Source organism: Microlunatus panaciterrae, from assembly GCF_016907535.1.
GTDB lineage: Bacteria > Actinomycetota > Actinomycetes > Propionibacteriales > Propionibacteriaceae > Microlunatus > Microlunatus panaciterrae.
Window position 1 is genome coordinate 2,203,129 of the sequence record NZ_JAFBCF010000001.1, and the last position, 12,107, is coordinate 2,215,235.

Annotated in this window: 10 protein-coding genes and 1 tRNA gene; 6 read left to right on the forward strand and 5 right to left on the reverse strand. The window is 70.6% G+C overall.

Going from position 1 to position 12,107, the window contains the following annotated elements; translation table 11 throughout:
- Window positions 1-106: 106 nt before the first annotated feature.
- Both JOE57_RS09945 and JOE57_RS09950 read right to left on the reverse strand, forming a co-directional pair.
- Window positions 107-697, reverse strand: a complete 591-nt coding sequence (locus JOE57_RS09945; protein WP_239578908.1) for a bacterial proteasome activator family protein — start codon at window positions 695-697, stop codon at window positions 107-109.
- Window positions 698-745: 48 nt separating this feature from the next.
- On the reverse strand, window positions 746-2,023 hold the full coding sequence (locus JOE57_RS09950) for a PrsW family glutamic-type intramembrane protease (RefSeq protein ID WP_204917585.1): 1,278 nt from the start codon (window positions 2,021-2,023) through the stop codon (window positions 746-748).
- 202 nt (window positions 2,024-2,225) lie between these two features.
- Here JOE57_RS09950 and JOE57_RS09955 point away from each other — a divergent pair, with 202 nt between their 5' ends.
- Both JOE57_RS09955 and JOE57_RS09960 read left to right on the forward strand, forming a co-directional pair.
- Entirely contained in the window at window positions 2,226-4,001 is a 1,776-nt protein-coding gene (locus JOE57_RS09955) for an ABC transporter transmembrane domain-containing protein (protein WP_239578909.1), read from the forward strand.
- Entirely contained in the window at window positions 3,994-5,943 is a 1,950-nt protein-coding gene (locus tag JOE57_RS09960; RefSeq protein WP_239578910.1) for an ABC transporter ATP-binding protein, read from the forward strand. The genes JOE57_RS09955 and JOE57_RS09960 overlap by 8 nt, the downstream gene beginning before the upstream one ends.
- A 35-nt stretch (window positions 5,944-5,978) precedes the next feature.
- Here the strand turns inward: JOE57_RS09960 and JOE57_RS09965 are convergent, their stop codons facing one another.
- The gene (locus JOE57_RS09965; RefSeq protein ID WP_204917589.1) at window positions 5,979-7,187 is read right to left on the reverse strand and encodes a Gfo/Idh/MocA family protein; all 1,209 of its coding nucleotides are present in this window, start codon (window positions 7,185-7,187) and stop codon (window positions 5,979-5,981) included.
- A gap of 129 nt (window positions 7,188-7,316) precedes the next feature.
- Complete coding sequence (locus JOE57_RS09970; protein ID WP_204917591.1) at window positions 7,317-8,291, reverse strand: zinc-binding dehydrogenase; 975 nt, start codon at window positions 8,289-8,291, stop codon at window positions 7,317-7,319.
- Window positions 8,292-8,399: 108 nt separating this feature from the next.
- On the opposite strand from JOE57_RS09970, the gene JOE57_RS09975 reads away from it, so the two are divergent.
- Window positions 8,400-8,488 (forward strand) — tRNA-Ser (locus JOE57_RS09975).
- Here the strand turns inward: JOE57_RS09975 and JOE57_RS09980 are convergent.
- Window positions 8,452-9,600, reverse strand: coding sequence for an ArsO family NAD(P)H-dependent flavin-containing monooxygenase (locus JOE57_RS09980; RefSeq protein ID WP_204917593.1), 1,149 nt, complete (start codon window positions 9,598-9,600; stop codon window positions 8,452-8,454). The two genes, JOE57_RS09975 and JOE57_RS09980, sit on opposite strands and share 37 nt — an antisense overlap.
- 98 nt (window positions 9,601-9,698) lie before the next feature.
- On the opposite strand from JOE57_RS09980, the gene JOE57_RS09985 reads away from it, so the two are divergent.
- The 3 genes from JOE57_RS09985 to JOE57_RS09995 are packed head-to-tail and all read left to right on the forward strand — an operon-like array spanning window position 9,699 to window position 12,097.
- A complete protein-coding gene (locus JOE57_RS09985; RefSeq protein ID WP_204917595.1) occupies window positions 9,699-10,466 on the forward strand; it encodes an SDR family oxidoreductase in 768 nt (255 codons plus the stop codon).
- Window positions 10,467-10,505: 39 nt separating this feature from the next.
- On the forward strand, window positions 10,506-11,159 hold the full coding sequence (locus JOE57_RS09990; protein ID WP_204917597.1) for a bifunctional 4-hydroxy-2-oxoglutarate aldolase/2-dehydro-3-deoxy-phosphogluconate aldolase: 654 nt from the start codon (window positions 10,506-10,508) through the stop codon (window positions 11,157-11,159).
- Window positions 11,156-12,097, forward strand: a complete 942-nt coding sequence (locus JOE57_RS09995; protein WP_204917599.1) for a sugar kinase — start codon at window positions 11,156-11,158, stop codon at window positions 12,095-12,097. Before JOE57_RS09990 ends, JOE57_RS09995 begins: the two co-directional genes overlap by 4 nt.
- Window positions 12,098-12,107 lie beyond the last annotated feature (10 nt).

The following is a 12,107-nucleotide window of genomic DNA, read 5'->3' on the forward strand; positions in this document are numbered from 1 at the left end:
GGTCTCGTTGTGTCAACAGGCCTCGCATACGACGATGTCGTGGCACGGTCGGTTCCGTGCCGCGCCGGATTCCGCGCCAGCCGCCCCACCTCCAGGGACAGTCCTGCTACAGGTACATCCCGTCACTGCCGTCCCGATGCGGAAGCTGCTGACCGGGCGGCATCACCCCCGGCGGCAGAGCGCGCCGCATCTGCTCGAGCTGGGCACGGGCGGCCATCTGCTGCGCGAAGAGCGCGGTCTGGATGCCGTGGAAGAGCCCCTCCAGCCAGCCGACCAGCTGGGCCTGGGCGATCCGGAGCTCGGCATCGGTCGGCGTGGCGTCTTCGCCGAACGGGAGCGACAGCCGCTCCAGCTCCTCGACCAGCTCCGGGGCCAGACCGTCCTTGAGCTCGGCTATCGAGGCGGAATGGATATCGCGCAGCCGTTGCCGGCTCGCGTCGTCCAGCGGTGCCGCCTTCACCTCCTCCAGCAGCTGACGGATCATGTTGCCGATCCGCATCACCTTCGCCGGCTGTTCGACCAGGTCGGTGACGGAGGTCGCGGTCGCGCCGTCCTCCACCTCACCTTCGGACTCCTCCGCCGGAGGGCCCTCCACCGCCATCGCGTTCGGAGTCACGACATAGACCCTGCCGTCATCGGTCGCTCCCGCGATCCCCTGGGGCTGCTCGTTCTCCGGTGCGTTCTGCTCACTGGTCATGGTCCCGATACTAGTGACGGGGCAGCCAGTGACCGGTGGCTACCGTGGTCAGGGTCCGCCGGGGATCGGGTTGTAGGTGGCCAGCGGATCGGTCGGCTGCATCGGAGCTCCGGTCACCGGGCTCGACTGGGCGCTGAGCTGGTTGAGCTGGGGCGCGACCTGGGCCCGTTCGAGCTGGATGGTCTGGACGAGGGCGTCGTGCTGCTGCAGCAGCGCCGGTGTCGCCAGCCCGTGGTCCAGCCGGTCGCGGACGAAGGCCAGCTCGGTGACCGCATCGGCAAACTGGGCGATCTGTCGGGCTCCGTCCTTGCCGCCGGCGCTCTTCGCCGCCTGCAATCGGAGCTTTCGGCTGCCGAGCGAGGAAAGCCAGCCGGCCTCCTGCGGGGCCACCAGCCGTGCCTGCACCATGGCGGGCAGCTGGGCCAGGACGATCTCGCCCTCCCGTCTACGGCTACGCCGGGCGAGCAGGACGGCGCCGACGAACACCGGCACCATGACCACGCCATAGGTGATCAGGTAACCCTGCAGACCCAGTGCGGTGGACCCGTTCCAGAGGCCGTGCAGCAGGACGGCGCCGAGGTAGCCGAGCAGCAGGCAGCCGAACCTGCCCACCGCCGACTTCTGCCGCAGCGAGAGGAAGACACCGATCGCCGTCATGGAGGTGAACAGGGGGTGGGCGAAGACGCCCAGCGCCAGCCGGATCACGATGGTGAGAATGGCCCCGCCGAGCGAGTGCTGGCTGGTGAAGTAGAGCAGGTCCTCGACGAAGGCGAAGCCGATCCCGACCATGCCGGCGTACACCAGGCAGTCGGTCAGGGTGTTGAGCTCCTTGCGCCGGAGACCGGTGAGCATCAGCCACAGGAACATACCCTTGCCGAACTCCTCGACCAGCGGTGCCTGGATGGCGATGCTGCTGAACGGGCCGTTGAGAAAGCCCACCGCGGACAGGATCTGCCCGATGATGAGCGCCCAGACCACGGTGAACCCGCCGCCCCACACGAACGCGAAGATCAGCAGCCGAGGCGGCTCCGGCTCCCAGCGGTCGATCCACAGGTAGGCCCCGATCACCAGTCCGGCACCGAGCACGGCGGGGATCAGGCCGATGGCGAAGAAGACCATGTTCTGGGCCGTCGCCAAGGCGACCAGGCCCGTCACCAGGACCGCCGCGATGATGATCAACGCCAGCGGGGCACCGACCTTCCTGGCCTTGCGACGTGGCGCCGACGGGTACGGGTGCTGGGGCACCACAGCGGCCGTCGGCCAGGAGCCGCTGGGAGTGCCCTGCGGCGGCGGAGGCGGGGGATAGCCCCCGGACGAGTTCTGCACGGGTCAACCGTAGGAGAAAACGAGTGGAGCCGAAACAAAGAAAGCCCATACAGTTATCAGTCTGATGCATGACTTCCCTCCGGTGGTTCCGGAATTCCCTCAGCGCTTCCGATCCGCGGCTACGGCTGCGCCCGGCGGCGGCCCTGCCATACCCGGCCCCAGCCTCCCTGACACCCGTTCTCCGGCGCGCTACCTGGTCTGGATGGTGCGCCAGCAGGCCGATGTCGTGATCACCGGCGCCTTCGTCGGCATCCTGTGGTTCCTGCCCGGATCGGTCGGCCCGTTCCTGGTCGGCCGAGCGGTCGATCAGGGCATCACCGGAGGGTCGACCGAGGCGCTGCTGAAGTGGTGCCTGCTGCTGCTGTTGATCGTCCTGGTCGGCGGGGTCTTCGGCATCGTGATGCACACCTTCGCGGTCCGTAGCTGGCTGATCGCGCTGTACCGCACGACCAAGCTGGTCACCCGGAAGACCACCCAGATGGGGCATGTGATGCCGCAGCGGGCGCCGACCGGCGAGATCTTGAGTGTCTCCTCCGGCGACTCCGACCAGTTCGGTGCGCTGATGGAGTGCCTGTCGCGGGCCGCCGCCGCGCTGATGGCCTATCTGCTGGTGGCGGCCATCGTGCTCAGCACGTCGGTCCAGCTCGGGTTGGTGGTGCTGGTCGCCGCCCCGATCCTGGTCGGGCTGGCGATGCCGCTGCTCAAGCCGCTGCAACGTCGCCAGGCCACCGAGCGGACCCGCTCGGCGGACCTGACCTCGATGGCCACCGACATCGTCGCCGGGCTGCGGATCCTCCGCGGCATCGGTGGTGAGCACACCTTCGGTCGCAACTACGCCGACCAGTCCCAGAAGGTGCGTCACGCAGGCGTCTCCGCTGGGACCTGGCAGGCCCTGGTGGATGCCATCGGAGTGTTGTTCTCCGGCCTGTTCCTGGTCGCTCTGACCTGGCTGGGAGCCCGTCAGGTGATCGCCGGCACTCTCACCGTCGGGCAGCTGATCAGCTTCTTCGGGTACGCACTATTCATGGTGTGGCCGATCCAGACCTTCTTCGAGCTGGCCCAGAAGTGGGTGCGTTGCCTGGTCTCGGCTCACAAGACCATCGCAGTGATGGAGCACCAGCCGCCGTGGCGCGAGGAGCGCGAACCGAAGCCGTTGCCGTTGGCGGCGCCGATCGTGGACGAGAAGTCGGGCTTCGCCGCGTCGCCGGGTCGGCTGACCCTGGTGGTGTCGGCGCTCCCCGACGACTCGGCTGCGCTGGCCGACCGGCTGGGCCGCTACCTGCCGGCGGACACCGACCCCGTCAGCGCCGAGCTGGACGAGGGCATCAAGGGCCGGGCGGCGCGCCAGGCCCGGGCCGAGCGTCAGCAGGCCCGCGCCCGCCGCGCTGCCCGCGACTTGGAGATCGCCCACGGCCGATGGGGCGTACGGGTCGGCGACGTCGATCTCGCCGAGGCGACGATGGCCGACGTCCGCCGCCACATCATGGTCAGTGACACGGCCAGCCTGGTGTTCGCCGGCACGTTGCAGTCTGCGCTCGACCCGCACCAGGTGCTGACCCGCAGCCAGGCCGAGCAGGTCCTGCACGTCGCGGCCGCGGAGGACGTCTTCGAGGCCATGCCGGGTGGCTGGCAGGGTCGGATCGACGAACGCGGTCGGGGCCTGTCGGGTGGCCAGCGGCAGCGTCTGGTGCTGGCCCGGGCGCTCGCCACGGACCCGGAGATCCTGGTCCTGGTGGAGCCGACCTCGGCCGTCGACGCCCACACCGAGGCCATGATCGCCGAACGGCTGGCGGCGCACCGACGGGGACGGACAACGATCGTGATGAGCGTCTCCCCGCTGCTGCTGCATTACGCCGACGACGTGGCCTTCCTGCAGGACGGCCACGTCGTGGCCCAGGGCCGGCACGAGGACCTGCTGCGCAACAACCGCGACTACCGCAGGGTGGTCGCGCGGAACATGGAGGAGATCGATGTCTAGCGGACCCGGAGCGATGGCGGTGGATACCCGGCTGCCCGGCTCCGCCGAGACCTGGAGCGCCGAGCCGGTCCCCGCGTCCCGGGTCCCGGCAGAGCTGCGGCCGCCGACCCAGGGCTCCGTCCCTGCCCGGCTGGCGGCCTGGCGGCGGCGGCACCTGCTGCGTGAGCAGCGGGCCCGTGACTACTACTCCTCGTCGCGTACGCCTGAGCGCGGCCTGCCGGTGGCGGGCAGCGGTGCCGTGGCCACCTTCGTCGGTGGTCTGATCGCCACCCGCAAGAAGCTGATCACGGCTCTGCTGCTGTTGAACGCGCTCGCGGCGGTGGCCGGTCTGGTGGTGCCGCGCATTCTGGGGTCCCTGGTCGACCTTGCCACCTCGGGCGGCTCGTTGGCCGACACCCTGAACGGGTTGACCCTCGCCGTCGCCGCTGTGGTGGTGACGCAGGCTCTGCTCACCTTCCTGGCTCGCTGGACCTCGTCGGTGTTCGGCCAGGACCTGCTCGCCGCTGCCCGCGAGTACATCGTCCGTACGGTGCTCAGCCTGCCGCTCGGGCGGGTGGAGAGCGCCAGCTCGGGTGACCTGGTGACCCGGGTGACACGCGACGTCGGCACCATGAGCGAGAGTGTGCGGTATGCGTTGCCGGAGGCGGTGATCGCCGCGGTGACGACCGTGCTGACGGTGCTGGCGATGATCTTGAACTCGCCGCTGCTGGCGTTGCCCCTGCTGGTGTCCGCGCCGCTGCTGGTGGTGTCGGTCCGGCGCTACCTGAAGCGGGCTCCGCAGGGCTACATCACCGAGGGCGGCAGCTATTCGACGATCAACACCACTCTGACGGAGACGGTCGAGGGCGCCCGCACCGTGGAGGCGCTCAACCTGCAGCAGCGCCGGATCGCCATTGGTGACGACGACATCGAGCTGTCCGCACAGGCGGAGCGCTACACGATGTCGCTGCGGAACCTGCTGTTCGGCGTGCTCGACTTCGCCTACAACTCACCGCTGGTGCTGACCCTGCTGCTGGGTGGTATCGGCTATGCCGAGGGCTGGGTGACGCTGGGGCAGATCACCGCGGCGACGATCTACATCCAGGCGGTGGTGGAACCGCTCGACCGGCTGATCGCCAACGTCGACCGGCTTCAGGTCGGGATCGCCTCCACCACCCGGTTGCTCGGCATCGCCGCCGTTCCGCAGGACCGCCAGCCTGGTGACGGCCGGCCGGACGGGGTCAACCTGGAGGGCCGCGATCTGCGGTTCGCCTACCGCGAGGGACATGATGTGCTGCATGGGGTCGACCTGACCCTGCAGCCCGGCGAACGGCTCGCGATCGTCGGCCCGAGCGGTTCCGGCAAGTCGACCCTGGGTCGGCTGCTGTCCGGCATCAACCCGCCCCGGACCGGTTCGGTCACCGTCGGCGGGGTGGAGGTCACCGAGCTGCCGTTGGACCTGCTGCGGACCCAGGTGGCGCTGGTGACCCAGGAGCACCACGTCTTCGTGGGTACCGTCCGGGACAACATCGTGCTCGCCCGGGAGTCGTCGGCCGACGAGACCGTGGTGGCCGCGCTGCAGGCCGTCGATGCCTGGGAGTGGGTGAGCAGGCTGCCCAACGGGCTTGACACCCTGCTCGGCTCGGGCAACACCTCGCTCACCCCGGCTCAGGCCCAGCAGGTGGCACTGGCCCGGTTGGTGGTGGCCGACCCGCACACCCTGGTGCTGGATGAGGCGACCTCGCTGATCGACCCCCGGACTGCGCGCCATCTGGAGGGCTCGATGGCGGCCCTGCTCGAGGGCCGGGCTGTTGTGGCCATCGCCCACCGGTTGCACACGGCGCACGATGCCGACCGGATCGCGGTCGTGATCGACGGCCGGATCGCCGAGCTCGGCAGCCACGACGAGCTGGTGGCGGCCGACGGCGAGTACGCCAGCCTCTGGCGGGCCTGGACCAGCTGAGACCCCGACCACTCCGGTCGGGGTCCCGGCGTCGGCTAGGACGTACGGACGGGCTGGCCGGCCTCGAAGTAGGCCACCAGGTCCTCTTCAAGCGGGGGGATGTCCAGGGCCGATCCGTTGCCGCGCAGCGACTCGGTGGCCTTGATCCCGGCGGCGACGGCCTGGCGGGCGGCGATCGGTGAGGTCTGGGTGGCGCCGCCCTCGGCCGCGAACCGGAGGAACTCCGCAATCAGCAGCGGGTCGGCGCCGCCGTGGCCGCCGTCGTCGTCCCCGCCGATGGTGATGATCTCGTCCGGCTCGGCCCAGCCGGCGTGCCGATGGTCCCAGATGTGGATCTGCTCGCCGGGTCCGTCGCCCTGATTCTCGATCCGGCCGGCCGTACCGATCACGGTGTAGTTGCGCCAGTAGTCCGGCGTGAAGTGGCACTGCTGGTAGGAGGCCAGCACCCCGTTGTCGAGTTGCATGGTCATCATCGAGATGTCCTCCACGTCGACCACCGGGTTGAGCCCGGTCTGCGTCGCGGGCGGCCAGTTGTCGAGGCTGTACCACTCCGTCATCCGCTGGTCGCTGCGATCGGTACGGTCGGTCACGTCGCCGTAGACGGCCAGCGATCCCATCGCCGAGACGCGCTCGGTGTAGCCGGCGGCCAGCCAGTGGATCACGTCCAGGTCGTGCGCGCCCTTCTGCAGCAGCAGGCTGGTGGAGTTGCGACGGTCGGCGTGCCAGTCCTTGAAGTAGAAGTCGCCACCATGACCGACGAAGTGGCGGCACCAGATCGCCTTCACGGCACCGATCCGGCCGCTGGTGATGAGGTCGCGCATCTGGGTGACCACCGGCATGTGGCGCATGTTGTGCCCCACATAGAGCCTGGTGCCGGTCTCGTAGGCGACCCGGAGCACCTCGTCACAGTCCTCGATCGTGGTGGCCAGGGGCTTCTCGCAGAAGACCGGGATCCCGGCTCGCAGCGCTGGCACCGCCACCTGGGCGTGCAGGTGGTCGGGGGTCACCACCAGCACGGCGTCGAGACCGGAGGCGAGCAGGTCGTCGAGGCTGTCGGTGATGCGGGCGTCGGGGAGGGCCTTGGCGGCGTCCGCCCGGCCGCGTTCGCTGGTGTCACACACGGTGGTGACCACCGAGCCCTGGCCGGGCTTGTGGGCGTGCCGCCACAGACCGGCCCGCATGCCGAAGCCGATGATGCCGACCCTAAGGTCGTTGCCGCTTCCGGGGGTGCTGGGGATAGTCATGCTGCTGTTCGTGCTCCTTGTCGTTGACGTCGATCTGGGTTGACGTTGCGGTCCTGGGTCCATCGTTGACGGTCCGAGTCTGGTCACGGCAACCGGGTCCGCCCTAGGTACCCGGTTGGGAAGCGGTGGTCACCCGGTGACGAGCAGGATCTTGCCGAGGTTGTCGCCCGATTCGAGCAGCGCGTGGGCACGGGCAGCCTCGGCCAGCGGGATCCGGGTCTCCGGGGCCGGTCGGATCGCTCCGGAGGAGACCAACGGCCAGACCGTCTCGGCCACCTGGGAACAGATGGCCGTCTTCTCCGGCACCGGTCGCGACCGCAGGGTGGTGGCCATCACCTGGGCGCGTTTCGTCATCAGCGTGCCCAGGTCCAGCGTTCCCCGACGACCGCCCTGCAGGCCGATGACCACCAGCCGCCCGCCGGTGGCCAGCAGCCCGACGTTGGCCTCCAGATAGGAAGCGCCCATGTTGTCCAGGATCACGTCGACACCTGCTCCAGCGGTGAACTCGGAGGCCTGCGCCGCCCAGTCGGTCCGATAAGACACCGCCAGATCGGCCCCGACCGAGTGGCAGTAGTCCAGCTTGTCGGCGGCGCCGGCGGTGGCGATCACCCGGGCGCCGAGCGACCTGGCGTACTGGATGGCGAACGAGCCGATGCCCCCGGACCCACCGTGCACCAGGAACGTCTCGCCGCTGACCAGTCGTGCCAGGGACAGGTTCGAGCTCACTGTGGCGGCCACCTCGATCAGTCCCGCGGCCGTGACCAGGTCGATCCCGTCAGGCGGTGGCAGCACCTGGCCGGCGGGCACGGTCACGTACTCGGCGTAGCCGCCGCCGGCGAGCAGGGCGACGCACGGCTGGCCCGGGGCCCAGCCGGTCACCCCCGCACCGGTCGCGGCGATCACTCCCGAACACTCCATCCCCAGCAGGGGAGAGGCACCCGGCGGCGGCGGGTAATGCCCCTGGCGCTGCAGCAGGTCAGCCCTGTTCACCCCGGCGGCGACGATCTTGACCAGGATCTCTCCGGGGCCCGCCTCAGGCGTCGGCACCTCGGTCAGCGTCAGCACCGATGGGTCTCCGGGGGACTGCAGGGTGATGGCCTTCACATCTTGAAGCGTGCCACATCCGCCCGGCCGCTCGACAACTCCCCACAGTGATCCGGGAGTGGCGCGGGTTCGCTAGGATCGGGACGCCCCAGTCAGTCGGCGGGGGTTGGCGAGGTCGCATAGTGGACTAGTGCAGGCGCCTTGAAAGCGCCCGAGCGGCTCAAACCGCTCCGTGGGTTCGAATCCCACCCTCGCCGCCGGACAACAGGGCGGTGATATCGGCCACCGCCGCCCGGGCGGTCCGTCCCACCCCGACCAGCGTCGCCGACGCCGGCCCGGTCCAGTCGCCGTAGCCCAGCAGATGGAGACGCGGCTCATCCCGCGCCCGGGTGCCGACGGTCGGGATGCGTCCGTCAGGCCCGCGCAGACCGAGCGGCACCAGGTGAGCCAGGTCGGGCCGGAAGCCCGTGCACCAGACGATCACGTCGGCCCGCTGCTCGCGACCGTCGGACCAGACAACGCCGGTCGGCGTGATCCGTTCGAACATCGGCTGCGGCACCAGGTCCCCTCGATCCCGGGCGGCGCGCACCGTCGGGACCATCACGATGTCACCGAGACCCGCGACGCCGCCCGTGTCGGGTCCGCCGGCGTCGAGGGCCCGGCGTCGCGCGGTGGCCACGTCGAACAACACCCGGCCGTCCACGTCGTCCGGCAGGAACCGTGGCGGTCGTAGCGTGACCCAGGTGGTGTCGGCGACCAGCGAGATCTCGGCAAGCAGCTGGGCGGCCGTGTTGCCACCGCCGACGACGACCACCCGACGTCCGGTGAACCCGTCGGGGCCGACGTAGTCGGCGCTGTGCAGCTGGTGCCCGCCGAACAGCTCCATCCCCGGATAGCGCGGCAGGAACGGCCGGCCCCAGGTGCCGGTGGCACTGATCACGGCTCGGGCCGACCAGGCGCCACTCGGGGTGTCGACCTCGAGGCGGCCGCGGGGGTCGCCGTCCGCCCGCCGCACCGACTGCACCCGCACCGGCCGGCGGACCGGCAGCGCATAGCGCTGCTCATACCTGGTCAGGTAGTCGACGACGTGACTGGCGGGCGGGTAGCCGTCCTCCGGGTACGGCGGCATCGGCCAGCCGGGCAGCGAGGAGTACTCGGGTGGGGAGAACAGCCGCAGCGAGGGCCAGTTGTGCTGCCAGGCGCCGCCGGCGGCCGGTGCCGCGTCGAGCACGACGTACTCAGCGCCCGCGGTCAGTCCGGAGCGACGCAGGTAGTACGCGGCGGCGAGACCGGCCTGGCCGCCTCCGATGACGAGGACGTCGACGGTTGCTGCGGGGGCCGGTGGCGGGACGTGCACCGTCGCGGTCATCGTCGATCAGCCTACCGAGCCGGCGACAGCCGGGGATAAGGTCGGACGCAAATGACTCACCGACCGTCACTTCCCGCCAGGCCGTCGCAGGTGCGGCGATGAGGACCCCCTCCGGCAGCCCCTTCGACCTCTCCGGCCGAACTGCGGTGGTGACCGGCGCCTCCAGGGGGATCGGCCTGAGTATCGCCCTCGGCCTGGTCGACGCCGGCGCGGACCTGATCGGGCTGCAGCGCGGACCGCTGGCGGCTCACCTCGAGGAAAGGGCGGAGTGGCGCGGCGTGACCGTACGCCGGGTGCCGGTCGAGCTCGCCGACGAGTCGTCGGTCGCGATGGCTATCGAGGAGGCGCTGCGTCCGGGCCCGGTCGACATCCTGGTCAACAACGCCGGCACCCAGATCAGGCATGACGCCGAAGACTTCCCGCTCGAGGACTTCGACCGGGTGCTCGCGGTGAACACCCGGGCGGTGTTCCAGCTCTGCCAGGGGTTCGGCCGTCCGATGCTGGAGCGGGGCTGGGGCCGAATCGTCAACGTGGCCTCGCTGCTGAGCTTCCAGGGCGGCATCCGGGTCCCCGCGTATGCCGCCTCCAAGGGGGCAGTCACCCAGATCACCAAGGCGCTGTGCAACGAGTGGGCCGGTCGGGGTGTGAACGTCAACGCCGTTGCTCCCGGCTACATCGACACGGAGATGAACGAGGCCCTGGCCGCTGACCCGGTTCGTCGGGAGCAGCTCACCGTCCGGATCCCGGCCGGCCGGTGGGGGACCGGGGACGACCTCGCCGGTGCGGTGGTGTTCCTCAGCTCGGAGGCCGCGGCGTACGTCAACGGCGTGGTGCTGCCCGTCGACGGGGGCTGGCTGGCCAGGTGAAAGACGACCGACGGATGAAGACGACCGAAGGAGAGAAGGATGACTGATGTCGCACGCGTGCCGGCGAGCGCGACCCTGACCCGGACCAGGGTGGTGGCGGTGCTGCGCGCGCGGAACGCCGACGAGTACGCACCGGTGGTGGACGCGCTTCGCGCGGGCGGGGTGCTCAGTATCGAGCTGACCCTGTCCACACCTGGGGCGATCGAGCACCTGCCCGCCCTGCTGCGCCGCTTCGGTGACGCGGTCGAGCTGGGGGTCGGCACGGTGACCGACGTGGACCAGGCAGCGGCGGCGCTGGATGCCGGCGCCCAGTTCCTGGTGACGCCGATCACCGCCGATGCCGTCACCCGGCTGGCGGTCGAGCGCGGGGTGGCCGTCTTCCCCGGCGGGCTGACGCCCTCCGAGCTCTTCGCCGGCTGGTCCGCCGGGGCCACCGCGGTCAAGGTGTTCCCGGCCAACACCGTGGGCAGTGGCTACGTCTCGGCGCTGCGTGGACCGTTCCCCGAGATCGAGGTCATCCCGTCCGGCGGAGTGAGCATCGCGAACGCGGCCGAATGGATCCGGGCTGGTGCGATGGCCGTCAGTCTGGGCGGCCCGCTGCTGGGGGACGCCTTCGCCGGTGGGGATCTGGCCGCGCTGACGGCGCGCGCGGCCGAGGTGCGCCGGGTGGTCGACGAGGCGGCCGCGGCATGACCGAGGTGGTGACCTTCGGGGAGACGATGGCCCTGATCAAGGCGGACACCCCCGGGCCACTGGCGCATGTGCGCGGCATGAGCCTCGGCATCGGCGGGGCCGAGTCCAACTTCGCCATCGCGCTGGCCCGGCTGGGGACGTCGGTCACCTGGGTCGGCCGGGTCGGGCACGACAGCTTCGGCGACCTGGTGCTGCGGGAGATCGGGGCCGAGGGCGTCCGGGTGGTGTGCGCCCGCGACGAGCAGGCGCCGACCGGCCTGATGATCAAGGAACGACGCACCGACGAGTTGCTCAGGGTCTGGTACTACCGCGCAGGCAGCGCCGGGTCACGCCTGTCGCCGGCCGACATCCCCGTCGACGTCGTCAGCGGGTCGCGGCTGCTGCACGTCACCGGCATCACCCCCGGGCTGTCGGCCAGTGCGGCCGAGGCCACCTTCGCCGCCGTCGAGATCGCCAGCGCTGCGGGGGTGACGGTGTCGTTCGACCTCAACTACCGCGCGAAGCTCTGGGGACCGGAGCAGGCGGCAGCCGTCTTCCGTTCGCTCGTCGAGCGCGCCGACGTGGTCTTCGCCGGCGAGGACGAGGCAGCGCTGGTGGTCGGTGCCGCCGAAGCGTCCCTGCAGGCGCAGCGGCTCGCTGATCTCGGACCGGCGGAGGTGGTGATCAAGCGGGGCCGGGACGGGGCCCTGGCGCTGGTCGACGGGGTCTGTCATCAGCGTCCGGCGGTGCCGATCCGCGCGGTCGACACCGTCGGTGCCGGGGACGCCTTCGTGGCCGGCTACGTCGCCGAGCTGCTGGCCGGTCTGGGACCGGCCGCCCGGTTGGACACCGCGGTCCGGGTAGGCGCCTTCGCCTGTCTGGTGACCGGCGACTGGGAGGGCCTGCCCCGACGCGACGAGCTCAACCTGCTGGAGGCGACCGAGCCCGTCAGCCGGTGAGCGATAGCGT

Coding starts and splice junctions, on each gene's coding strand:
- JOE57_RS09945 (WP_239578908.1), bottom strand. CDS start 697: ATGACCAGTGAGCAGAACGCACCGGAGAACGAGCAGCCCCAGGGGATC.
- JOE57_RS09955 (WP_239578909.1), top strand. CDS start 2,226: ATGGTGCGCCAGCAGGCCGATGTCGTGATCACCGGCGCCTTCGTCGGC.
- JOE57_RS09960 (WP_239578910.1), top strand. CDS start 3,994: ATGTCTAGCGGACCCGGAGCGATGGCGGTGGATACCCGGCTGCCCGGC.
- JOE57_RS09965 (WP_204917589.1), bottom strand. CDS start 7,187: ATGACTATCCCCAGCACCCCCGGAAGCGGCAACGACCTTAGGGTCGGC.
- JOE57_RS09980 (WP_204917593.1), bottom strand. CDS start 9,600: ATGACCGCGACGGTGCACGTCCCGCCACCGGCCCCCGCAGCAACCGTC.
- JOE57_RS09985 (WP_204917595.1), top strand. CDS start 9,699: ATGAGGACCCCCTCCGGCAGCCCCTTCGACCTCTCCGGCCGAACTGCG.
- JOE57_RS09990 (WP_204917597.1), top strand. CDS start 10,506: ATGACTGATGTCGCACGCGTGCCGGCGAGCGCGACCCTGACCCGGACC.
- JOE57_RS09995 (WP_204917599.1), top strand. CDS start 11,156: ATGACCGAGGTGGTGACCTTCGGGGAGACGATGGCCCTGATCAAGGCG.